At 71.0% G+C, this 21,868-nt stretch carries 19 protein-coding genes and 1 pseudogene; 10 read left to right on the forward strand and 10 right to left on the reverse strand.

Features of this window, described 5'->3' with window-relative positions:
• Positions 1–75 precede the first annotated feature (75 nt).
• Positions 76–1,002 (forward strand): XRE family transcriptional regulator, encoded by a 927-nt coding sequence (locus ACGFMK_RS27835; RefSeq protein WP_392769070.1) that lies wholly within the window; start codon positions 76–78, stop codon positions 1,000–1,002.
• 46 nt (positions 1,003–1,048) lie between these two features.
• Here ACGFMK_RS27835 and ACGFMK_RS27840 read toward each other — a convergent pair whose 3' ends face one another.
• The 7 genes from ACGFMK_RS27840 to ACGFMK_RS27870 all read right to left on the reverse strand — a co-directional run bounded on the left by ACGFMK_RS27840 (position 1,049) and on the right by ACGFMK_RS27870 (position 11,386).
• A complete protein-coding gene (locus ACGFMK_RS27840; protein ID WP_392769072.1) occupies positions 1,049–4,354 on the reverse strand; it encodes a protease pro-enzyme activation domain-containing protein in 3,306 nt (1,101 codons plus the stop codon).
• Positions 4,355–4,933: 579 nt separating this feature from the next.
• Complete coding sequence (gene nagA, locus ACGFMK_RS27845) at positions 4,934–6,034, reverse strand: N-acetylglucosamine-6-phosphate deacetylase (protein WP_392769075.1); 1,101 nt, start codon at positions 6,032–6,034, stop codon at positions 4,934–4,936.
• 34 nt (positions 6,035–6,068) lie between these two features.
• Entirely contained in the window at positions 6,069–6,989 is a 921-nt protein-coding gene (locus ACGFMK_RS27850; protein ID WP_392769078.1) for a carbamate kinase, read from the reverse strand.
• A gap of 3 nt (positions 6,990–6,992) precedes the next feature.
• Complete coding sequence (gene argF / locus ACGFMK_RS27855; protein ID WP_392769081.1) at positions 6,993–7,994, reverse strand: ornithine carbamoyltransferase; 1,002 nt, start codon at positions 7,992–7,994, stop codon at positions 6,993–6,995.
• Between the two features lie 12 nt (positions 7,995–8,006).
• Positions 8,007–9,227 (reverse strand): arginine deiminase, encoded by a 1,221-nt coding sequence (locus tag ACGFMK_RS27860; protein WP_392769084.1) that lies wholly within the window; start codon positions 9,225–9,227, stop codon positions 8,007–8,009.
• A complete protein-coding gene (locus tag ACGFMK_RS27865; protein ID WP_392769087.1) occupies positions 9,224–10,648 on the reverse strand; it encodes an APC family permease in 1,425 nt (474 codons plus the stop codon). The genes ACGFMK_RS27860 and ACGFMK_RS27865 overlap by 4 nt, the downstream gene beginning before the upstream one ends.
• A gap of 111 nt (positions 10,649–10,759) precedes the next feature.
• On the reverse strand, positions 10,760–11,386 hold the full coding sequence (locus ACGFMK_RS27870; RefSeq protein ID WP_392769089.1) for a hypothetical protein: 627 nt from the start codon (positions 11,384–11,386) through the stop codon (positions 10,760–10,762).
• 510 nt (positions 11,387–11,896) lie between these two features.
• Here ACGFMK_RS27870 and ACGFMK_RS27875 point away from each other — a divergent pair.
• The 3 genes from ACGFMK_RS27875 (at position 11,897) to ACGFMK_RS27885 (ending at position 15,110) form a co-directional block, all read left to right on the forward strand.
• Entirely contained in the window at positions 11,897–13,678 is a 1,782-nt protein-coding gene (locus ACGFMK_RS27875; protein WP_392769092.1) for a GAF domain-containing protein, read from the forward strand.
• A 154-nt stretch (positions 13,679–13,832) separates the two neighbouring features.
• Entirely contained in the window at positions 13,833–14,174 is a 342-nt protein-coding gene (locus ACGFMK_RS27880; protein WP_392769095.1) for an STAS domain-containing protein, read from the forward strand.
• Positions 14,175–14,360: 186 nt separating this feature from the next.
• Positions 14,361–15,110, forward strand: a complete 750-nt coding sequence (locus tag ACGFMK_RS27885) for an ATP-binding protein (RefSeq protein WP_392769097.1) — start codon at positions 14,361–14,363, stop codon at positions 15,108–15,110.
• Between the two features lie 25 nt (positions 15,111–15,135).
• On the opposite strand, the gene ACGFMK_RS27890 is transcribed toward ACGFMK_RS27885, so the two are convergent.
• The gene (locus tag ACGFMK_RS27890) at positions 15,136–15,606 is read right to left on the reverse strand and encodes an STAS domain-containing protein (RefSeq protein ID WP_392769118.1); all 471 of its coding nucleotides are present in this window, start codon (positions 15,604–15,606) and stop codon (positions 15,136–15,138) included.
• Complete coding sequence (locus ACGFMK_RS27895) at positions 15,492–15,806, reverse strand: hypothetical protein (RefSeq protein ID WP_392769121.1); 315 nt, start codon at positions 15,804–15,806, stop codon at positions 15,492–15,494. Before ACGFMK_RS27895 ends, ACGFMK_RS27890 begins: the two co-directional genes overlap by 115 nt.
• Before the next feature lie 341 nt (positions 15,807–16,147).
• On the opposite strand from ACGFMK_RS27895, the gene ACGFMK_RS27900 reads away from it, so the two are divergent.
• The 6 genes from ACGFMK_RS27900 to ACGFMK_RS27925 all read left to right on the forward strand — a co-directional run bounded on the left by ACGFMK_RS27900 (position 16,148) and on the right by ACGFMK_RS27925 (position 21,273).
• Positions 16,148–17,842 carry a PucR family transcriptional regulator gene (locus tag ACGFMK_RS27900; RefSeq protein ID WP_392769100.1) on the forward strand — a complete coding sequence of 565 codons (1,695 nt, stop codon included), beginning with the start codon at positions 16,148–16,150 and terminating at the stop codon, positions 17,840–17,842.
• A 13-nt stretch (positions 17,843–17,855) separates the two neighbouring features.
• Positions 17,856–18,479 carry an MEDS domain-containing protein gene (locus tag ACGFMK_RS27905; protein WP_392769103.1) on the forward strand — a complete coding sequence of 208 codons (624 nt, stop codon included), beginning with the start codon at positions 17,856–17,858 and terminating at the stop codon, positions 18,477–18,479.
• Positions 18,476–19,075, forward strand: a complete 600-nt coding sequence (locus ACGFMK_RS27910; RefSeq protein WP_392769106.1) for an MEDS domain-containing protein — start codon at positions 18,476–18,478, stop codon at positions 19,073–19,075. The genes ACGFMK_RS27905 and ACGFMK_RS27910 overlap by 4 nt, the downstream gene beginning before the upstream one ends.
• 568 nt (positions 19,076–19,643) lie before the next feature.
• Entirely contained in the window at positions 19,644–19,805 is a 162-nt protein-coding gene (locus tag ACGFMK_RS27915; protein WP_392769108.1) for a hypothetical protein, read from the forward strand.
• Between the two features lie 459 nt (positions 19,806–20,264).
• On the forward strand, positions 20,265–20,618 hold the full coding sequence (locus tag ACGFMK_RS27920; RefSeq protein WP_392769111.1) for an STAS domain-containing protein: 354 nt from the start codon (positions 20,265–20,267) through the stop codon (positions 20,616–20,618).
• 112 nt (positions 20,619–20,730) lie between these two features.
• Positions 20,731–21,273: an ATP-binding protein gene (locus ACGFMK_RS27925; protein WP_392769114.1), complete on the forward strand. Its 543-nt coding sequence runs from the start codon at positions 20,731–20,733 to the stop codon at positions 21,271–21,273.
• Positions 21,274–21,684: 411 nt separating this feature from the next.
• Here the strand turns inward: ACGFMK_RS27925 and ACGFMK_RS27930 are convergent.
• A pseudogene (locus tag ACGFMK_RS27930) lies at positions 21,685–21,868 on the reverse strand (hypothetical protein); the annotation flags it as partial.

Below are 21,868 nucleotides of genomic sequence, written 5' to 3' on the forward strand. Positions count from 1 at the left end.
GCCCGCCCGAAGGTCGTACTTGCCTGAGCCCGGACGGGTGGCGATAGTGGAGCGACGCCGTTCCCGAGGAGGCCCGTGTCCGCCGATCGCCTTCCCGCCGTCCTTCCCTCGGATCGCGAACTGCGCAGGTTGCTTCGCCACGGCACCTTCGCCCAGGTGCTCGACCACTGCCTGAACACCCACGGGCTGAGCCTGAAACGCCTGCAGCACCAGCTCGCGGCCCGGGGCGCGCACATCAGCAGGGCGGCGTTGAGCTACTGGCGCAACGGGCGCAGCCGACCGGAACGTGACGAGTCACTGCGAGCGGTGCGAGCGCTGGAGGACGTGTTCGGGCTCCCGGAGTCCACGCTGGTGTCCCTGCTCGGCCCACCGCGTCCGCGGGGCCAGGCCGCGGAACCGGGATCGATCGCCCGCGAACGGATGTGGCCCACCCACGATCCGCTGTTGACCTCGTTGACCGCACCGGTCGACGACCGGTTGCGCTACCTCACCATCCACGAGCACGTCCTGGTGGACGCCGATCGGCGGCTTGCCGAGGTGCGGACCCGGATGGTGGTGGAAGCACAGCGTGATCACGTGGACCGCTGCCTCATCTACCAGTGGGTCGAGGAGTCGGAACTGCCACAACTGGTGGATCCGCACTTCTGCCGCCCCGGTCGGATCCGCCGTGACCAGACAGCTGGGGCCACCGTGTGTGAGCTGGTGCTGGATCAGCGGCTGGCCGCGTACGAACGCACGGTCCTGGACTTCACCTGGCGGTTTCCCCCGGGGCCGGAACTCACCTACTACCACCGCAGGTTCACCCGCCCGGCCCGGGAACTGGTGCTCCAGGTCGGGTTCGCCGGATCGGCGCCCGGGCACTGCGTGCCCTACCGGCAGCGCACTCCGGCCGCGGCACCCCGGCTGGGTCGTCCACTGTGGATCGGCACGTCCAACACCGTGCACCTCGTGGTCGAGGACGTGCGGCCGGGGATCGTCGGCCTGAGCTGGGAATGGGACTGACCGGTGACCCCCGGCGGGAGTCACCGGCCCGTCCCTCTCCCCAGGATCAGTAGACGTACCAGGAGAACTGGTCACGCCCGCTGGTTCCCGCGGTATCGGTCGCGGTCACGGTTACCGGGAATATCTGGTTGACGTTGCCCGCCGTGCCACTGATCGACCCGGTGCCGGCGTCGAGGGACAGACCGGGCGGCAGGCCGGTCGCCGACCACCGGTAGCTGCCGGTACCGCCGCTCGCCGACAGGTGCAGGTCGACCCGCTGGCCGTGCTGCGTGAACTGGAACCCCGGGTCCTTCACGGTCACCGGTCCGCTGCTGCCCTTGGTCACGGTCAGCGTGAACGTGGTGTCGTGACCAGCGGTCGCGTTCTTGCCGGTGATGGTCACCGCGTAGGTCCCGGCGGGGGTCGACGCGCTGGTCGCGATGGTCAGCTTCGACGAACCGCCCGCGTTGACCGAGGCCGGGGCGAACGTCGCCGTCGCCCCGGCCGGCAGCCCACCGGCCGACAGGGCGATGTCGCCGCCGCCCGGCGGCGGGGTGCTGCCGATCTGCGCGTTGGCCCAGTCGCCCATCGAGCCCCACAGCTTGCCGTGCGCGTTGTAGGACGCGCAGTCGGTCCGCAGCCAGGAGAACACGCCGTAGATCTTGCCGTTGGAGTAGTACGGACCACCCGAGTCGCCCTGGCACAGACCCTTGCTGCCGTCGCCGTACCCGTCGCAGAACATGTAGTCCGGGTTGAAGATCGACGAGTCGATGGTCTTGCAGTTCTGGCCGTCGACGGTGGGCAGCACGACCTCGCGCAGCTTGGTGTTCTTGTTCGCGTCGTTGGCGTCGGTCTTGCCGTACCCGATCGCGGTGCCCTGGGTCCCCAGCGGGAGCGTGTCGGCGGACGACGCGATCGCCGGGTAGGTCATGCCGGCGGGAACCGGGATGTCGGTCTTGGTGAAGATGATCGCCACGTCGTTGCCGTTGCGGAAACCCTCGTCGCTCTGCGGGGTGTAGTCCGGGTGGATCCGGTACTCCGCGATCTCGATCCGGGTGCCCTTGCTCGTGTCGGCCAGGTCGTCACGCCCGTAGATCAGGTACTTCGGGTCGCCCTGGGCGAACTTGCAGTGTGCCGCGATCAGCACGGCCCGCTTGGCCACCACGCTGCCGGTGCAGGACTGCTCCTGCGGGCGCACCCCGCCGGTGCGGTGCTGGGAGATGATGAACGGGTACTTGGCCACCGTCGTCGGCGAACCGTTGATCACGCTCGGGCTCGCGCCCTGACCGGTCACCGCCGCGGCCGTCGAAACGGTGGCCGACGTGGACTGCCCGGCCGCCACGGACCCGGAACCCGGGGTGACCGCGAGGGAGAAGTCCCCCTGTCCGGAGCTGTTGACCGTCAACGACACCGTCGCGGTGTGGGTGGCGTCGGAGCCTTGGCCGGTCACCGTGACGGTGGTCTGTCCCGGCGATGCCGACGACGACGCGGTCAGGGTGAGCGTCGAGGCCTGGCCCGCGGTCACCGAGGCCGGGTCGAACGTCGCGGTCACGCCGGCCGGCAGACCACTGGCCGACAGCGCCACGGTCTGGGTGCTGCCCTTGGTGACCGTGGTGGAGACCGTCGTGGTCGCGGACTTGCCCGGGTCGACGCCGACCGATGCCGGGTTCGCCGCCATCGAGAAGTCGTTGGCGGCCGGCGGTGTCGTGCCGCCGATCAGCGAGTCGGCCAGGGTGTCACCCTGCATGGAACCCCAGCCGGTGCACAGGTCGTAGCCGGTGCCCGCCGAGTAGGTGCCGTTGCTGCCGGAGGTGACGTCGTGGAAGTTCGAGGAGTAGGAGCCGCCCTTGGCGATCGAGTACAGCGCCGGGTTGATGCCGCCGAGGTTGGCCTTGCCGCCCGCCTTGGCCTTCTGGTTGACCATGGCGATGTAGCCGGCCCACAGGGGAGAGGACAGGCTGGTGCCGCCCACGTCCTGCCAGCCGCCGTTCATGTAGACCGACAGGGCACCGGCGCCGTAGTCGGCGTCCATCGCGACGTCGGGCACCGAGCGGTGGGCGTTGCTCCCGGTCTGCCACTCCGGGCGGTCGTAGATCGCCGAGTAGGCGCCGCCGGAGCGGGTGTTGCCGGTGCCGCCCTGGTTCCAGCAGGACTCGGAGGTGTAGGTGCCCGCGCTGTCGGCGGTGCGCAGCTGGGTGCCGCCGACCCCGGTGAACAGCGGGTCCGACGGTGGGTAGTCGGCCTGGACGGTCGAGTTGTCGCCGTTGTAACCACAGCCGGTGGCGCCCCAGTCGCCGGAGGCGGACAGCATCGTCACACCCTGCGCGGCGAGCTGGGTGTAGGAGTCGTGCGAGGCGGCGATCGGGTCGGACTCGCACTTCTCCCCGAGCAGCCACGACCCCGACAGCACGGTGATCGCGTTGTCGGAGGCGATCTTGGCCATCTCGTCGACCCACGCGTTGTCGGTGTTGGGTGCCTCGTAGACCACCTGGGCGGCGCCCGGAGCGGTCGCCGCGACGGCCTCGACGTCCAGTGTCACCTCGAGCTGGTTGCCGCCGGGGCTGGACACCCCACCGTCGACCGGGACCACGCGCGGGGTGACCGAGGGCTGGCTGAAGTAGCTGGTCCAGGCGTTGACGTCCGACTGCTTGAACGCGTCGAACTCGATGAGCCCGACGGTCTGCCCGGACCCGATGTAGGACGCGGACAGGTTCTTCATCGTGTAGGCGGTGCGGAACTGGGCGGGCGTGTAGCCGCCGGCCGGGCCGCTGGGCCCGCCGGGCGCCGACGCGCGGTGGGCGACCTCCCGGTTGGTGAGACCGGCCACCCCGCGCACGGTGGCGGCGATGTCGGCGGGTACCTCCGGTGCGCTGTCGTTGGCGTAGAAGCGCTTCCCGTCGGTACCGGTGTAGCTGCTCAGCCGGGTGTTGAACGCCTGGCGCACGACATCCGCCGAGCCGGACGCGTCGACGACCTGCCGGTTGCCGGACACGCCGTCCACGTGGAGACCCTGGGCGCGCAGGTAGTTCGTCACACCGTCCACATCGGACTGGCGTGGCGCGAACCGCTCGTTGTACTCCGCCGAGTTCAGGAAGTGCCGGTAGGCGGGGGACCGCGGATCGTCGACCGCCGCCACGAACCGGTCGAGACCGGCTTGGTCGTGTGGCCGCAGGGCCACCGCGACGTGCAGGGCCTGGGCGTCCGGCAGCGCGCCGTCGCGGTGGGCGCCGGCCGGTAGGGAAGCGCCGTGCGGGGCGAGCGGGACCAGCGGTGGTGGGGCGCCGGCGGCGGTCCCGGTCGCCACCGAAGCGGCGACCGTGGCGAGACACGCCGCGAGAGCGACGGCTCGGAAGGTGGGCAGGGTTTTTGACACCGTTCCTCCACTTCGTGGGCGAAGAGATTGCCGGACGCGGATCCTGCGATCGCCGGTACCCGAGGACGCTAATCGCGGGGTGGCCACTTTCCACGCGTGAAGTGAACGTTCGAACTTGTTCAGCCGGCCACGTGCTCGCCGTGGAGTAACCGCAGGTCAGCGACGTTTTGCGTGCCAATGGTTCACATCGGGCCGATGAGCGTCACGGAACTCGCGGCGTGACCCGGTGACTCCTCGAGGGCTTGACCGATCACCAGGGCGGCGACGGCGCGAACCACGCTCGCCGAGCGCGACGAGCGTTACCGCGCTCTCGTCTGTCCACAGTGGAATTTGTGGGCGCGGTCCAGCCTCGCTGTGACGGTGACCGGCGACCGGCACCTGCAGACCCGCGCCCCTCGGCGGCTCGGCGAACCGGACGGGGACAGGGCCACGGCCGCCGAGCACGCGCGCCGGCGAGCAGATCTTCGGCGAGGGCGTCACCGGGGTGTTCGGCAAGGTCGAGACCCGCGCGTCCGCGAGCGGCACGGGGTCCTCGTCTGTCCGAGCCCCGGCGTCGCCGGGGCCGGGGCCGTGGTGGGGTCAGCGGTCGGCGGAGCCGGCATGGTGCAGGACGTCACGGACGGTCAGCGAGTCGTCGAGGACGAGCACGTCGGCCCGGTCGCCGGGCCGCAGGAGGCCGACGTCCTCGCCGGGCAGGAGGCCCGCTGGCGTCCTTGTCGCCGCGTTGACCGCGGTTTCCCAGCCGATCCCCGCGGCGCAGGCGTTGCGGATCGCCTCGATGAGGGTGATCGTCGTGCCCGCCAGGGTGCCGTCCCCGCGGCGGGCGATACCGCCGGTGACGGTGAATTCGACGGCGCCCATGCGGTAGGTCCCGTCCGGGCAGCCGCCGGCGGCCAGGTCGTCGGTGACGAGGACGACCCGGCCGCGGGCGGCGCGGAAGGCGAGGCGGATCGCTTCGGGGGAGAGGTGGCTGGGATCGGCGATCACCCCGACGGCGACGTCGTCGCGGGTCAGTGCCGCGCCCACGATGCCCGGGTCGCGGTGGGTGAACGGCCGCATGGCGTCGAAGAGGTGGGTGACCAGGCGGGCACCGCGGTCGAACGCGGCGTCGGCCTCGGCCGCCGTCGCGTCGCTGTGCCCGCAGGACACGCGGACTCCGCGGCGCACCAGGAAGGAGACCAGCTCCGGCGCACCGGGCAGTTCGGGCGCCAGCGTCACCTGGGTGACGGGCCCGGCCGCCAGGAGCCGCTTGGTCAGCTCGACGTCCGGGGTGCGCAGCAGCTCCGCCGGGTGGGTGCCGGCCCGCCGCGGCGAGAGGAACGGCCCTTCCAGGTGGACACCGAGGATCCGGGCGCCACCCGGGCACGATCGGGCTTTGTCCGCGATCGCGATCGCGGCGACGGTCTGCTCGGGGTCGCTGGTGATCAAGGTGGGCTGGTAGGCCACCACGCCGGTGCGGGCGAGCTCGGCACCGGCGTGCCGGTAGCCCTCGACGTCCGCGGTGAGGAAGTCCACCCCGGCGAACCCGTTGACCTGCAGGTCGATCAGGCCGGGCACGGCCAGCCCGGAGCCCGGGGCCGCGACCCCGACCGCGCTCACCCGCCCGGTTTCCCGGTCCAGCTCGACGTCGCCTTTGCGGTACCCGCCACCGACGAGCGCACCCGCTACTCCCAACCGCATGACAGGTCTCCTTTTCCGAGGGGCTGTGCGCTATTCACGGCTTGCCGTCCGGGGTGATGACGGTGCCTTCGGTGCCGCGCAGCATCGCGGCGGGTGAGTCGAGTGCGCCGATGGCGGCGATGGTGCCGGTGAGTTCGACGAAGCGGCAGGCGGCGTCGACCTTGGGCCCCATCGAACCGGCCGGGAAGGTCCGGAAGCGCAGCTGCGCCGGTGTGGTGTGGTGGATCGGCGTGGCCTGCGGGGTGCCGTAGTGGTCGACGACCGCGGGCACGTCGGTGAGCAGCAGCAGGGCGTCGGCGTCGAGGGCTTCGGCGAGCAGCGCCGCCGTCTGGTCCTTGTCGACGACGGCTTCGACGCCCCGCAGCCGCCCGGTGTGTTCGTCGCGCACCACGGGAACGCCACCCCCGCCGGCGCAGACCACGATCGTCCCGGACCCGACGAGCGCGCGGATCACCCGGGTTTCCACGACGCGCTGCGGGCGGGGCGACGGGACGACCCGGCGCCACGCCGGGCCGTCCTCGCGCACGGTCCAGCCGCGTTCGGCGGCGAGCGAGGCCGCCTGCTCCCCGGTGTAGACCGGGCCGACGAACTTGACGGGGTCGGCGAACGCGGGATCGGCCACGGAGACGAGCGTCTGCGTCAGCAGCGTGGCGACCTGCCGGCCGGGCACGACGTTCTGCAGGGCCTGGCCGAGCAGATAGCCGATCATGCCCTGGGTCTGGGCGCCGAGGACGTCGAGCGGGTACGGGCGGGTCAGGGCCGGGTCCGCGGCGCTTTCCAGCGCGAGCATCCCGACCTGGGGGCCGTTGCCGTGGGTGAGCACGACCTCGTGCTCGGCGGCCAGTTCCGCGATCGCCTCGGCGGCGGCGAGCACGTTGACCTGCTGCAGGTCCGCGTCCGGCCGTTCGCCGCGGCGCAGCAGGGCGTTGCCGCCCAAGGCGACCAGGATCCGCACGGCTCAGCCGCCCAGGGTGGCGACCAGGATCGCCTTGATGGTGTGCATCCGGTTCTCCGCCTGCTCGAACACCAGCGACGCCGGTGACTCGAAGACCTCGTCGGTGACCTCGACGCCGTCGAGACCGAATTCCCGGAAGGCTTCGGCGCCGACCTCGGTGTCGCGGTCGTGCAGGGCCGGCAGGCAGTGCAGGAACCGGACGCCGGGATTGCCGCTGGCCGCCAGCGTCTTCGCCGTGACCTGGTAGGGCGCCAGCAGCTCGACCCGCTCGTGCCACGTTCCCGCGGGTTCGCCCATGGACACCCAGACGTCGGTGTAGAGGAAGTCCGCGCCCGCGACGGCCGCGTCGAGGTCGTCGGTGACGGTGATCCGGGCACCACTGGCCGCGCCCACCCGCCGGCAGGCCGCCAGGTGCTCCTCGTCGGGGTGCAGCGCCCGCGGTCCGGCCAGCCGGACGTCCATGCCGAGCTGCGCGCCCATCGCGAGCAGGGAGTTCGCGACGTTGTTCCGGGTGTCGCCGAGGTAGCAGAACGCGATGTCCCGCACGGGTTTGCCGCTGTTCTCCCGCATGGTGAACACGTCGCACAGCGACTGGGTCGGATGACAGGTGTCAGTGAGTCCATTGTAGACGGGCACCCCGGCGAACCGCGCGAGCTGCTCGACGGTGCGCTGGTCGTGGCCGCGGTACTCGATCCCGTCGTACATCCGGCCGAGCACGCGGGCGGTGTCGCGGGCGGACTCCTTGTGGCCCAGGTGGGTGTCCTGGGGGCCCAGGTAGGTCGTGGTGGCGCCTTCGTCGGCCGCGGCGACTTCGAACGCGCAGCGGGTGCGCGTGGACGCCTTCTCGAAGATGAGCGCCAGGTGCTTGCCCGCCAGCCGCTGCTGCTTGGTTCCGGCGTAGGCGGCGGCCTTGAGCCGGCCCGCCATGTCCAGCAGGAAGACGAGCTCGTCGCGGGTGAAGTCCAGCTCGGTGAGGTAGCTGCGGTTGCGCAGGTTGAAGGCCATTCCGGGTTCCGTTCAGCTCGGGTCGCGGTCGATCGGGCAGGTCATGCAGCGCGGGCCGCCGCGGCCGCGGCCCAGCTCGCTCCCGGCGATGGTCACGACCTCGATGCCGTGCTTGCGCAGCATGGTGTTGGTGGCGACGTTGCGTTCGTAGCCCAGCACGATCCCCGGGGCGACGGCCAGGTAGTTCGTGCCGTCGTCCCACTGCTCGCGCTCGGCGGCCCGGATGTCCTCGTCGGTGCTGAGCAGGGTGACCTCGGGGACCTTCAGGAGCTCGGCGAGGGTGTGCCAGAGGTCGTGGTTCGCGCGCACGCTCAAGGTGCCGGGTTCTCCGCCGGCGGTGACGGTCCAGCTGCGCGCGGCGCGGTCGAAGTAGGGGTAGACGACGAACGTGGCGCGGTCGACCATGCTCATCACCGTGTCCAGGTGCATCGTCGCGTGGGACCGGGGGAGTTCCACGGCGACGACGGTGTGGGCCTGGCCGGTCGAGAACAACGCCCGGGCGAGGATCTCCACAGCCATGGGCGTGGTGCGCTCGCCCATGCCGATGAGCACGGCGCCGTCGCCGAGGACGTGCACGTCGCCGCCTTCGATCGTGGCGGGCTGGTGGCTGACGTCGTCGTCGCCGTAGTAGGTGAGGAACCCGGCCCCGGCGAACATCGGGTGGTGGCGGTAGATGGCGCGGGTGTGCAGGGATTCGCGTTGCCGTGCGGGTTTCGCCATCGGGTTGACCGACACCCCGCCGTACACCCAGCAGGAGTCGTCGCGCTGGAACAGATGGTTCGGCAGCGGCGGGAGCACGAAGTCGTCGGCGGCCAGGGTGTCCCAGCGCAGGCTGTGCGTCCGCAGCGGCCGGAGGTCGGCCTTGAGCACGCCGCCCACGAGGTACTCGGCGAGGCCGGCCCCGTCGAGGTCGTCGAACAGCCGGCGCAGCGGTGCGACCAGTGCGGGCCCGAGGATCTCGGGTGTGCACACCCGGTCCAGCACGAAAGCCCGGCCCTCGGGCAGCGCGAGGGTTTCCGCCAGCAGCTGCCCGTAGTAGTGGACGCGGACGCCCTTGTCGCGCAGGGCTTCGGCGAACGCGTCGTGTTCCTGCTTCGCCTGTTTGGCCCACAGGACGTCGTCGAAGAGCAGTTCGCCGATGTTGCGCGGGGTGAGGCGGGTGAGCTCGAGTCCGGGTCGGTGCACGATGGCCTGGTTGAGCCGGCCGACCTCCGAATGCACGGCGAAGTTCACGGCTGCTCCGGGGTGAGGAAGTAGGGGCTGTCGGCGGGGTACCGGATGGGAGGCACGGGTGCTTCGCCGTATTCCTTCCGCTGGGACTTCATCCAGACGTAGACGGGGATGCCGAGGAAGAACACGAACACGCCGTAGTACACGGCCTGGTAGCCGCTGCCGGCCAGGGCCCAGAAGGTGAAGACCAGCGCGAAGGCCGTGACGGCCAGGTCGCGGACCAGGTGTGGCCAGTTCAGCGCGCGGCCCTGGACGATGAGCCAGTACAGGTGCGCGGCGGCGGAGTACAGGTAGGGGATCACCGCGGTGAACACCCCCAGCAGCACCACGTTGGTGAACACGGCCTCGAAGCTCCAGTAGCCGAACGCGGTGAGCACCGACGCCAGCACGGTGGCGACCACGATGCCGAACACCGGGATCTCCTTCTTGCTCAGCTTGGCGAACTGCGTCGGGAACAACCGGTCGCGCGCCGCGGCCATCGGCATCTCGGCGCAGATCAGCGTCCAGCCGTTGAGGCAGCCGAGCCCGGAGACGATCGCCACCACGGCCATGGCCTGCCCGGCCCAGCTCGCCCCGAAGATGGCCGTGGCCGAATCGGAGAACGGCGACGTCGAATCCACCAGGGTCTGGTGGCCGACCGTGCCGAAGACGGTGAAGGTTCCCAGGACGTAGACGAGGGCGCAGACCAGGGTCCCGAGGACGGTGGCCCGGGACACGTTGCGCTGCGGGTTACGGACGCGCCCGGCGGCCACCGAGGCGGTCTCGAGGCCGATGTAGCTGAACAAGGCGATCGCGGCGGCCGCGGAGAGGGCGCCCACCCAGGACAGGCCGCTGGGGTTGAACGCACCGAGGTTGCTCGTCTTGACGAAGAACAGCCCGATGGTCGCCATGAACACCAGCGGCACGAACTTGAGGACCGTGGTGACGATCTGGAACCACGCGAGGTTGCGGACCCCGGAGATGTTGACGGCGGCCGGCAGCCAGAGCCCGACCAGGGCGATGGCGATGGACCACCACGGGTTGTGGCCCTTGTTGACGAACACCTCCACGTAGCCGACCCAGGCGACCGCGATGCCGGCGTTGCCCACCCACGCGGTCAGCCAGTACGACCAAGCGGTGACGAACCCGCCGAAGTCGCCGAAGGCGTCGCGGGCGTACAAGTACGGCCCGCCCGAGCCCGGCACTCGTTTGTTGAGCCACCCGAACACCAGCGCCAGGGCCAGCGCGCCGAGCGTGACCAGGACGAAGGCCAGCAGGCTCGACAGGCCGTAGGGGGCCAGTGACGACGGCAGGGCGAACACGCCCGTGCCGATGACCGAACCGACCACCAGCGCCGTCGCGGTCGGCAGGCCGAACCGGTTGACGAACTCCTTGCCCCGGGACGGGTCCGATGTGGACTCTTCGGCGGGTTCCTGCGCTGCCATCGATCGTCCGATCTGCCGGTCGTGATCCTGCGTCGAGCATCCACGCCGGTCGCGGCGATGCGAGGGGTCTTAGGTCCACAGTCCGCGGGACGAAGGGACCGGACCGGGGGCTCAGCCGCCGGCGGTCAGGTAACGCTGTGGGTCCCCGCCCGCGCGGGCACCGCTGGCCAGCCAGCGGGCGAAGCCGTCGCGATTGCGGTGTTCGAGCTCGTCGAGGTACTCCTGCCGCCGCGCCACCACGTCGTGCCGTGCGGCGGCCTCGTCGGCCTTCTGCAGCTCGACGTAGCTCCGCCGCCAAGCCGCGCACAACTCCGCGGTGGACATGCTCGCGGCAGGTGGCCGCGGCGCCGGTGCCGAGGCGGACCGCCGGATCGTTCGAGCGGGTGCCCGGCGAGCGGCTGACGCGAGCCGGATCCGCCAGTACGCCCCCGTAACCACGACGCCGACCACCACGGCGGCTGCCGCGGCCACGCCGAGTACCGCTACGAGCCCCTCGATCGTGAGGCAGATCGTGACGGCGGCGCCGGCGGCCACCGCTCCGCACCGCAGGTCGGAACGGGCCCAGCCGCTGCGCATCGTGGTGTGCAGCGCGTCGGCGCCGAGCCACCCGCAGACGCCGACCACCAGCCCCAGCAGGCACCAGCAGATCAACGCCGCCACCGGCGACGTCGCCACCCCGATCGCACCGAACACGAAGCAGAAGACGAGCAGCGCGGTCCGCGCGGTACGTGGGAGCATCGGCTCGCCTCGGCCTTCGGGAGTGAATCCGATAGGCGGCCGGCACGCGGCACGCCGAGAGGGCAACGGAAAACCGCACCGGGGTCTCGGGCGCCAGGATCAGCGGAACGTCCCGACGAGTGTATCCCCGCCGGCGGCGGTTTTCCGGGGACTTCGGTCCCTTGATCACAGGACCTATGGTTCTTGCCGCGCGGCGAACCGGGCCCGTGGCGGCGGAGAAGAACGTGCTGTCGGCACCACCGGGCCCGAGGCCGCTGGGTTCAGCCGGTCTTTTCCGTCCGAAGTGGACACAAGCGGTGCTGCCGGCCGGCCGGCCGTGCTCCCCGGATCGCCGGCGATGATCCCGCTGGCCGACCGGACCCGGCAAACGCCGACGTCACAGTCGCATTCCCTCGCCCGGCACAACGGCGTAGGTTGAAGAGGTGGCCGGTCGATCCGGCCCCGCTTGGTGCTGATGACGTCGGTCCGGACCCCGCTGACGCGAGATCGGTCGACGGATGCGAGCAGGACATGGGCAAGATCCCCGCTTCTGGTGTGCAGAATGGTCAGCGGCTGGACGATTTCGGGCCGCTGGCGCTGCCCTTCCCGGATCTGCCGCGGATGGAGCTGGAGAAGCTCCTCGGCGACGTCGCGGCCCGCGCGCAGGACGTGCTGGCGACCCAGGGGCGGCTGCGGGCGTTGCTGCGCGCCCACGCCATGGTCGCCAGTGATCTGAGCCTGCAGGTGGTGCTGCAGCACATCGTGACCGCGGCCAGGGAGCTGGTCGAGTCCCGCTATGCGGCGCTGGGTGTGATCGGTGAGCACGGGCTGCTGGACGAGTTCGTCCACACCGGGATGGACGCCGAGCTGATCGAGCGCATCGGTGACCTGCCGCGGGGCCGCGGGATCCTGGGGCTGCTGACCCGCCGGCCGGAGCCGATCCGGCTGACCGATCTGAACAGCCATCCCGACGCGGCGGGGTTCCCGCCGAACCACCCGCCGATGGACAGTTTCCTCGGGGTGCCGGTCCGGATCCGCGATCGGATCTTCGGCAACCTCTACCTCACCGGCAGTGTGAACGGGGAGTTCAGCGCCGAAGACGAGCAGCTGGCGGTGGCGCTGGCGGCGACGGCGGGCGTGGCGATCGACAACGCGCGCCGGTTCGACGAATCCGAACGACGCCGCACGTGGCTGACGGCCTCCACGGAAATCACCCAACGGCTCTTCGCCGGTGACGACGACCACCCGCTCGACCTGGTGCTGCGTCATGCCCAGGACGGCGCGTCCGCCGACTTCGCGACGCTGGTCCTGGTCACCGACGCCGGACGGCTGGAGGTCACCGCGGCGATCGGGGTGCTGGCCGAGCACGTGCTCGGCACCGTGGCAGATCTGGATGGCAGTCTCGCCGGGCAGGTCGTGCGGTCCGGGATCCCCCGCCTGACCGACGACTACTCCGCCGCCGGCTTCGCCGAGCTTCCCGTGCGGCTCGGCTCGGTCGTCGTGGTCCCGTTGTCCGCCGGGGAGCGGGTCATGGGCGCGCTGAGCGTGGGGCGGCTGGCCGGGCGGCGTGGTTTCACCGAAGCGGACATGGGGCATCTCGCCGGGTTCGCCAGCCACGCCGGGGTCGCGATCGAGCTCCAGCGCGCCCGCGCCGACCAGCAGGCCGTGCGCATCGTCGACGAACACGACCGGATCGGGTCCTCGCTCAACGAGCACGTGAGCGGGAAACTCCACGCCGTCGCGACCGGCCTGCAGGGCCTGGCCAGTGCGAGTACCCGCCCGGCGGTGCGCGACCGGCTCACGTCCTACATCGCTGTCCTCGACGACACGATCGGGCGCATCCAGGCCACCGTCTACGACCTCGATCCCCGCTCGTACGGGACGGAGAACCTGCGCGAGCGGCTCCTGACGGTGATCGACACCGCGGGGTCGGTGCTCGGGTTCGACGTGGAGACCAGCTTCGTCGGGAGCCTCGCGGCGGTCCCGCTGAGCATCATCGACGACGCGGTGGCGATCGTGGAGGACGCGTTGTCCGTGATCACCCGGCAGGCCGACGCCACCGCGGTCGAGATCCAGATCAGCATCCTGTCGGAGCTGCTCACCGTCGATGTCGTCGACAACGGCGGCAAGCCGGCTGCTGCGGCCACGCCGGCCTCGAGCCGGCGCCGGTGCGGTACGGGCACGCTCGGGCGCAGCACCGGCACGGACGGCAGCACCCGCCTGACCTGGACCGTTCCCGTACCGCGGCGCGAGGACCGGCCGGTCGTCGTCGGCGTGGCGGAGGGGCCGGCCAACGGTGCCTTCCGGCCATAGCGCGAGTGGTGAGCGTCGGGTTCGGGCAGCAATCCGGGTGGTGTCCGGCGCCGAATCCCCGGCCAGGGTGTGGGCAGAACAGTTCAGGACCCTGCAGGCCGGCGTATCCGCCATCCCCGGCTGAGCGGGCACCCGGCGGAAGGGAAGAGGGCAGATGGGCACGGTCGCCGAACCGCAGGACGAATCAGGCGCCGCGACACCCGCTCCCACCACTCCCGAGGTGCTCACGTTACGAGCCCCACCCGAGCTGGCAGGCACCGAAATCGCCGAACAGGCCTTCGCGCCGGCGTCGGTTGCGCCGCCCGGCGCAGCCGTCCTGCTCGACCTTTCCGCGGTGACCTACTTGACCCTGGAAGCGGTGGTCCCGTTGCTGGATCTCGTCGAGCGGTGTGCCGCCGACGGCCGGGCGCTGCAGGTCGTGGCCTCGCCGCACGTCCGGCAGAAGCTGCTGGTCCTGGGTTTGGACACGGTCGTTCCCCTGCGGTCGCCCGGCTGACGATCTCGGTTCCGGCACCCCGGTCGAGTGGGCCCGGCCGCGGCGCACCGGAAGACTGACCGTTGCGCGGTACCACCGGCGGGCCGCCGAGGTTACGTTCGGCGGGTGAAGTCACCAGGCAGGTCGCGTCATCGTGGTACCCGTGCTCCGCCGGCTGCGCGCCGAAGAAGGTCGTGACGGGCCGCTGTGCCCGTCGGAATCACGATCGAGCTGACCCCTCGGCTCGCGAGCACCCTCGTCACCGTGACCGGGGAACTCGACCTTTCCGGATACGCCTTCCTCCGCGACGGGCTGCTGAAGGTCGCCGCCGACACCCCGCCGTGCCTGATCGCCGACATCACCGGTCTCGCGCTGAACGAATACTCACCCGCGGCGGTGTTCCCGCTGGTCGCGCGGCGCATCGGGGACTGGCCGGGCATCCCGTTCCTGCTGGTCACCCACCAGCCTGCTCAGCTGCGGGCGCTGCACGACCACGGTGTCGACCGGTTCGTGCCGGTTCACCCGGACGTCGAGGCCGCCGAGCGGCGGCCCGTGCCGATCCGGCGGTTCGCCCAGCGTGTCCTGTCCCGTTCCGACGACGCGCCCGCCGTCGCTCGGGCGTTCGTCCGGGAACGAGCGCAGCGCTGGGGCGTGCCCAAGCTGGTCTACGACGGCACGCTGATCGCCACGGAGCTGGTCACCAATGTCATCCAGCACACCACGTCCCGTCCGGAGATCCTTCTCGAACTGCGTCCGGGGATGCTGGCGGTCGCCGTCTCCGACGACAGCCGACGGCCCGCGGTGCTGCGGGAAAGCAGCGGCGGGCAACCGGGGCTCGGTCTGCGCATCGTGGCCGACGCGGCGCGGGTGTGGGGGAGCAGCCCACGCTGGTCCGGAGGCAAGATCGTCTGGGCGGTACTGGCCACCGGCCGACATCGCGACCTGCCTGACGAGTAGCCCGCCGGCGGGCGGCCGATCGTGATCAGCCGAGCCAGGCGCGGGCCTCGGCGACGGTGGGCTTGATGGTCATCTCACGGTCGAGGGCGGTCAGCTGCAAGTGCCGGAGCGCCGCGCGCTGGGCGCTGACCAGGCAGAACGTGACGCCCGCGGAGTTTGCCGCGTGGGCGAAGATCTGGAGGGCCGCGAGTCCGGAGGAGGAGAGGAAGCCGACCTGGTTGAGATCGGCGATGACCGCCGCCGGTGGCCCGACGAGCGTCGATTCGAGGTGCCGGGTGAAGGTGCGTGCCGTGGCGAGGTCGATCTCGCCGGACACGGTCGCCAGGACCACGCCGGCGTCGCGGGTGACGGACAGAGCGAGTTTGTCCCGGCCGGATCGGCTCACCGAGCCGTCGTGGAAGCGATCCCGGGCACCGGCGCGCTCACCGTCCGGCGCGGTGAATCCGGGCCGGAACGCCGCGCGCACCCGGTGCGGTGCGGCGGACAAACCGAACAGTCGTCGCATTCCCCTGCTCCTTTCCGCTCGCGGCCGCACCGCGGATACTCCTGCCCGCCCGTGCGAACCGTTCGTCGTTGTGGGAAACCCTTGTTCCGGCCGGGTACCTCGCCGCTCGAGCTGGATGGCGTCGCCGGAGCGTTTTGGGTGTTCTGCAGCAGCGCGACGAGCAGAAATGTCACGATCGTGGTGATGATCAGCTGCCAGGTGCCACCGGCATCGTGCTCAGGCGTTCCCGATCACGGAAATGATCGAAACGCGGCAAGGTCATGGTCTGGTCCCATTCCGGCCGGACCGTCCTGTCGGGAGTGTCCGATCCGAACCGATTGTGCGTTGGTTTGCCTGGCGGGCAGGCCTTTCCTGCGTGCCACGCCGCCGTGCGGCGACGGGGTGCGCCTGTCCGATGTGCTCCACGGTGGCAAAGGCGCTCACGGCCCGCGTGCGTCCGGCAGGACGAATTTCCGGAAGCGTTGTCGACCCGGCAGATCAGATGGCGACGGCGTAGGGTGCGAAACACCAGGTCGGTGCCGGGGAGGCCGGAATGACGCCTGAGGAAGACGTGGTCTCACGCGGCCGCGAAGCCACGACGGACAGCTGGTGGCGTGCCCAGTTGTCGAACCTCTACGGCGTCTTCGCGATTTCGATGATGATGTTCGACGGCCGCGACGCGGCGGACATCATGCGGCTCGCCGCGACCTCGGTGCCGTCGCTGAGCGGCTGCACGACCGATGCGGCCTACCTCGTCGACGAGGGCGGCGCGGTCCTCCCGCAGGACGGTGCCGAGGAGGCTCATCCCGACCTCGGCGCGGAAGTCGGCAAGCTCGACGGGCAGAGCGGGCGGATCGAGCTGGCCGACGGCCGCTGGCGCTGGTGCTACGCGCTGCGCGGGCTGGGCGGCCTGACGGGCAACCTCGTGGTCCGGGCCGAGCAACCCCCCACACGTGACGAGTTCTTCCTGCTCAGCTCGCTCTGCCAGCAGACCGCCGCGGCGCTGACCAACTCCGCGTCGTTCATGCGGGAGCGGCGGCAGTCGGTGGAGCTGCGGGAGCTCAACGAACAGCTGTCCACGTCGGTGGAGCGGCTCAAGCAGCAGACCCTGGTGCACGACGTGCTGTCCACCGTCTCGGCGTCCGGTGCCGGCGAACCGGGCATCGCGCACGCGCTGCACCAGCTGACCGCGCTGCCGGTGGCGATCGAGGACCGGTTCGGCAACCTGCGCGCGTGGGGCGGCCCCGACCGGCCGGACCCGTACCCCAAGGTCGGCGTGCGCCGGCGCGACGAGCTGCTCCGGCACCTCGCGACCCTGCCCGAAGCGGTCCGCGTGAAGGACCGGCTCATCTCGCTGGTGCGGCCACGGCACGAGGTGCTCGGCGTGCTCGCCCTGATCGACCCCGCGCGGACCGCCGGCGCGCACGAGGTGTTCGCTCTCGAGTACGGCTCGACCGTGCTGGCGCTGGAACTCTCGCACCAGCGCAGCCTGGCCGAGGCCGAGCTGCGGCTGCGCCGCGACCTGGTGGACGACCTCATCGCCGGGACCGACGACGGGAGCGTGTACACCCGTGCCGAGGCGATCGGGCACGATCTGCGCCGCCCGCACCACGTGGTCGTGCTGCGGTGGTCCGGCGACTTCGCCGAGGACGCGGTCGTCGAGGCCACGGGACGCGCCGTGACGACGCTCGGGCTCGCCTCGCTCGTGTCGCGCCACTCGGGCGCGGTCGTGCTGCTGGTCGCCGGGCAGCAGCTGGACGGTGCGGCGCTGTACGCCTCGCTCTCGGAAAAGCTCGGGGCCGAGGGGGCGATCGGCATCGGCACCCGCTGCGACACCCCGGGGCGGTTGCCCAAGTCCTACGCGGAAGCGGTGCGCGCGCTCGAGATCCGGCGCAGCTCGCAGACCCCCCACGGTTTCACGAAGTTCGAACAACTGGGGATCTACCGCATCCTCGACACCGGGCAGAACCACGGCGACGTCGTCGAGTTCGTCCGCGAGTGGCTCGGGAAACTGCTCGACTACGACACCCAGCGCAACGCCGAGCTGGTCGCCACGCTCGCGCTGTACCTCGAGTGCGGCGGCAGCTACGACGACACCGCCGCCGCGCTCATGATCCACCGGAGCACGCTGCGCTACCGGCTCGGCCGGATCCGGGAGATCACGGAGCTCGACCTCAACGATGTGGACAGCAGGCTGAACCTGCACCTCGCCACCCGGATGTGGCAGGTGCTGCGGGGATCGCAGTGACCGGAGGTGGACGATGGACGAGACGGATCGGACCGATCGGGAGGTGACCCTCGGCGGAGCCGCGCTCGTGCCCGGTGACCACCTCTGCGTCTTCCACCGGGGGAGAGCCGAGCGGGACCGCCTCCTGATCCCGTTCCTCGCCGAGGGACTGCGGGCGGGGGACGCCGTGCTCTACCTGGCCGCCGAGGGTGAGCGGGAGACCTTCCGCGAACGGCTGGCCCACGCCGGCGACCTCGTGCTGACCGAGCCGGACAGCGGCCACCTCCGGGACGGCGAGTTCGCGCCGGACGCGCTCTTCGCCATGCTGGACGGCTGGTCGCGGCGCAAGCTCGGCACCGGTGATCACCCTTTCGGGCGAATCGTCGGCGACATGAGCTGGGCCGCGCCCCGGCTGAATTCCGCGCTGATCGACGTGCTCCTCGCCGAAGAGGTCGCGGTCACCGCGTGGGGGGAGGAGTTCCCGCAGGTGATTCTGTGCCTCTACGACCTGGATCTGTTCGGTGGTGACCTGATCATCCCGATGATCAAGTCACATCCGAAGTTCTGGATGGCGGGGACACTCGTCGAAAACCCCTACTACCTCTCATCGACCGGAAACGGCCACCACCCCGACTTCGAACGAAGGATCCCGTCATGACCGGTTCCCGGAAGTTCGGCACACCCGGCGTCGTCATCGAGCCGGGGCAGCACATCTGCGCGGTGTACGTGGGCGAGGAGGATCGGGACAGCATCCTCCTGCCCTTCCTGAGCGAAGGCTTGCTCGCCGGCGAAAAATGCCTGTTCGGCGTGCACGAGGACGAGGTCGCCGGTTTTGTCGACCGGATCGGCGAGGACGTCGACGACGTCGAGGCGCGCGTCGACTCGGCGCAACTGGACATCCGGGCCGCGGGCGACACGCTGCTGTCGCCGGACGACTTCACCGTGGACCGGATCATCGCGTTCTGGGACGAGGCCGTGTCCGCCGCGATGGCCGCGGGCTACCCGTTCGTCCGGCTCGGAGCGGAGGCGCGCTGGTGGCACCCGCAACTGCCCGGGCTGCCCGAGCTGTTCCGGTACGAGGCCGCGTTGAACGACTTCACCAGCCGCTACCCGCAGGCGATCCTGTGCATGTACGACATCTCGCGGTACCGCGAGAACATCGTGCTCGACCTGCTGAAGACGCACCCGCAGGTGCTGATGTGCGGAGTGCTGCTGGAGAACCCGTACTACTCGCCCCCGGCGAGCCTGGTGTAGCCCGCTCCCTGTTCTTCTTGGTGTGAAAGGCGAATCGGCGGGTACGCGACCTCGAAAGCACCTTCGCGCAAGGAGCCTGCCGTGGTACGGCACGAGAAGTGGCTGACCGCCGTCGAAGACGTCGCCGAGATCGACGACCCGGCCGCGAGGGGCTGGCCGACCGGCTGCCCGGCCCGATCCCGGGCCGGCGAACCTGGAGTCCGGCACGGATGTCGAAGCGGCGATCCCGGGCTCGCCGCGGAGCTTCGCGCACGGCTCTCGCGCGCCGTCGTCCCGACACTCCGGCTGACCCACCGATTGACCACGGCGGAGGAGGCATCCGGTCGTGCGGTTCGGCGGGACGCTCGCCGGTCACCACGCGCAGCTCGCACGGATCGCCTGCCCACCCGCGATGGAGAGAAAGGGCAAGTCGGACAGGCCGAGCACGATCGCTCCGGCTCCGGTGGCCGGCATCCGGACGACGGCCTGCCCGAGCTTCAGCGCCCGGCGTCCAGCTCGCCGCTCGGCACGAGGACCGCGACCCCGGGTTCGCCGCGCGGGTGGGCGATCCGGCTCGAACGAGGTGCTCATGACCACCACTTCGAGCGAGGCCGCCCCGATCCGCTGGGCGGCCCGCCGCAGGGCGCCGGCCGCGCGCTGCGGACGGCAGGTCGTGCAGATCACGGTCGTCCCGACCGGGGTGCCGGTGGCGGAGCGGATCCGCCCGACGTGCAGCGTCTGCCTGCCGTAATCCACGCCGGGGACGGGTTTGCTGGTGCGGCTGATCTGGATCCGGTCCGCATGGGGCGGCCTCCTCGAGGGGCGTCGATCCCGCTTCGAAGACCCGGGACCGCGGTCGCCAACAACGCCGCGCCCGAGGGGCGGGCCGAGGCCGGGGGCGGCCCCACCGGCCGTGGGTTTCGACCGGTGGGGCCTAAGTGCTGGTGTTCTGCGCGCAGAGAACCAGACTTGAACCGTGTCTACCCCACGGTTCGACGGCCTACACGTCCGATCGGAGTGCGGTGCCGGGCCGAACAGCGGGTCACCTCCGGCCGGCTCGGCGGTGCGTAGAGTGACCGGTGAAGGGTTGACATCGCAGCCTCTCGGTTCAGCATCCGTTCCTCGTCCGCCGTATCCCTCACCTCGCCGGTGGCGGTCCGGTCATGCCCGGGGGCGGATTCCGTCGAGAGATGCCAGAGAGCAGTCACCCATGGCCCCGTCCGCCGCGCCGCCGGACCCGCACTTCAGCATCATCACCGAGACGCGCGACGACCTCGTCGTCGTGCGCGCGACCGGGGAACTCGACCTCGCCGCCCGGCCCGTGCTCGAGGCCGCGCTGGCCCCCGCCGCCACGGGCGGTACCCGCGTCGTCGTGGACTTCACCGCGGTCACCTTCTGCACGTCCGGCATCTTGGGCGTACTGGTCGCGGCGAGTCTGCGCGGCAGCAGGCTGGTCGTTGCCGCCCGGCACCGCGCGGTCCGCCGGCCGCTGGAGCTCCTGGGACTGGAGAAGTACCTGACGATCGTGAACGAGGCCGGTCTCGTAGCCCGGTCGGCGGACTGACCCGCGCGGGGCACTCGCGAAGAAGGTCACGCATAAGAAACGGACTCGGTGGGCAGTTGGTGGTGACGAGCTCGCGACTCCGTTCGCGGCTGCAGGCAGGAGGGGGCAGATCATGCATCGACATACTTCCGAGCCGCATTCCCACCGCGACCACCGCGACCACATCGACGCGGAGACCGTCGAGGTCGCTGCCGGAGCCGGGTCCGACAGTCCGATCGACCGCTCGGTCCGGGCCAGTTTCGAAGAACTCGTGCCTGCCTTGGACGACGAAGTCGCGGCTTTACGCCGGCAACTGACGCTCTGGCTGGAAAAGCTGCCCCTGGATCCCGACAGCGGCTACGACATCACCCTGGCCGCCTACGAAGCACTGGCCAATGTCGTGGCCCACGCCTACCCCGGCGAACCGGGCTGGGTACGGCTGTACGCCGACTGGTCCGGGGACGTCGTCACCGTTGCCGTCACGGACACGGGGTGCGGTCTCCCCGAAGAACCGCGGCGCGCGTCGAGCGCGGCCGAGTACGGCGGCCGCGGACTCCTGCTGATCGACAAGATCACCGATCAGCTGCACGTCGACACCGGGAAGGACGGAACCCGGGTGACGATGATCTGGCGGCCGGCCGCGCTGCGGCACACACCCGCACGCCGCGAAGGGTGAACGCGCCGTCCGTAGCTTGAACTCCTGGCTCGCGGCGGAAGTGAATTCTGCCGCCGAAGCCGGAGACGCCGGTGGAGCACCTCGGCGTCGGCCGGCGGGCCACCCGTCGTGCAGGACGTTGCCGAGGCCGTAGCCCCGGCCGCCGAGTTCGGCGGTGCCCATGCCGGACACGCCGACCGGCGCGGCCTCCGCGAGCGTGTGGAGCAGGTGCTCCCCGGTCGTGCGACGGCGGCGGACCGGATCGTTGATCATCGACACGCGGGCGGCGAGTTCCCCGGGCCGCTGCAGGCCAGTCCCGCCCCGCGAGCCCCAGGCCCACGGCGCGCCGCTGGCCGAGACCGGCGGGAAAGCAGTCGTGGCGTCCGCCCACGAGCCGGAGCAGGATTCGCCGGCGCCGGGGTCCGGGAACGGTCATGGCGCTCCGGTTTCCGGGAAATCACCCGATAACCGTGCGGAGTACCCGGGCGGCTCCCGCACGGCGTCGGCCATGCGGGAGTGGGTGGGGATCCGGACGTCTTCGGCGAACAGCCGGAGCACTCGCAGCACCGGCCGCGTGACGGCGACGATCGCGACGCGCCGCCCGTCGCGCTCGGCG

Source organism: Amycolatopsis sp. NPDC049252, assembly GCF_043197175.1.
In the GTDB taxonomy this organism is placed as follows: domain Bacteria; phylum Actinomycetota; class Actinomycetes; order Mycobacteriales; family Pseudonocardiaceae; genus Amycolatopsis.

What these genes read in the sequence shown, in the direction of transcription:
- nagA (WP_392769075.1), bottom strand. Translation starts at nt 6,034, where the DNA reads ATGCGGTTGGGAGTAGCGGGTGCGCTCGTCGGTGGCGGGTACCGCAAA.
- argF (WP_392769081.1), bottom strand. Translation starts at nt 7,994, where the DNA reads ATGGCCTTCAACCTGCGCAACCGCAGCTACCTCACCGAGCTGGACTTC.
- ACGFMK_RS27865 (WP_392769087.1), bottom strand. Translation starts at nt 10,648, where the DNA reads ATGGCAGCGCAGGAACCCGCCGAAGAGTCCACATCGGACCCGTCCCGG.
- ACGFMK_RS27870 (WP_392769089.1), bottom strand. Translation starts at nt 11,386, where the DNA reads ATGCTCCCACGTACCGCGCGGACCGCGCTGCTCGTCTTCTGCTTCGTG.
- ACGFMK_RS27875 (WP_392769092.1), top strand. Translation starts at nt 11,897, where the DNA reads ATGGGCAAGATCCCCGCTTCTGGTGTGCAGAATGGTCAGCGGCTGGAC.
- ACGFMK_RS27880 (WP_392769095.1), top strand. Translation starts at nt 13,833, where the DNA reads ATGGGCACGGTCGCCGAACCGCAGGACGAATCAGGCGCCGCGACACCC.
- ACGFMK_RS27900 (WP_392769100.1), top strand. Translation starts at nt 16,148, where the DNA reads ATGACGCCTGAGGAAGACGTGGTCTCACGCGGCCGCGAAGCCACGACG.
- ACGFMK_RS27905 (WP_392769103.1), top strand. Translation starts at nt 17,856, where the DNA reads ATGGACGAGACGGATCGGACCGATCGGGAGGTGACCCTCGGCGGAGCC.
- ACGFMK_RS27910 (WP_392769106.1), top strand. Translation starts at nt 18,476, where the DNA reads ATGACCGGTTCCCGGAAGTTCGGCACACCCGGCGTCGTCATCGAGCCG.
- ACGFMK_RS27915 (WP_392769108.1), top strand. Translation starts at nt 19,644, where the DNA reads ATGACCACCACTTCGAGCGAGGCCGCCCCGATCCGCTGGGCGGCCCGC.
- ACGFMK_RS27920 (WP_392769111.1), top strand. Translation starts at nt 20,265, where the DNA reads ATGGCCCCGTCCGCCGCGCCGCCGGACCCGCACTTCAGCATCATCACC.
- ACGFMK_RS27925 (WP_392769114.1), top strand. Translation starts at nt 20,731, where the DNA reads ATGCATCGACATACTTCCGAGCCGCATTCCCACCGCGACCACCGCGAC.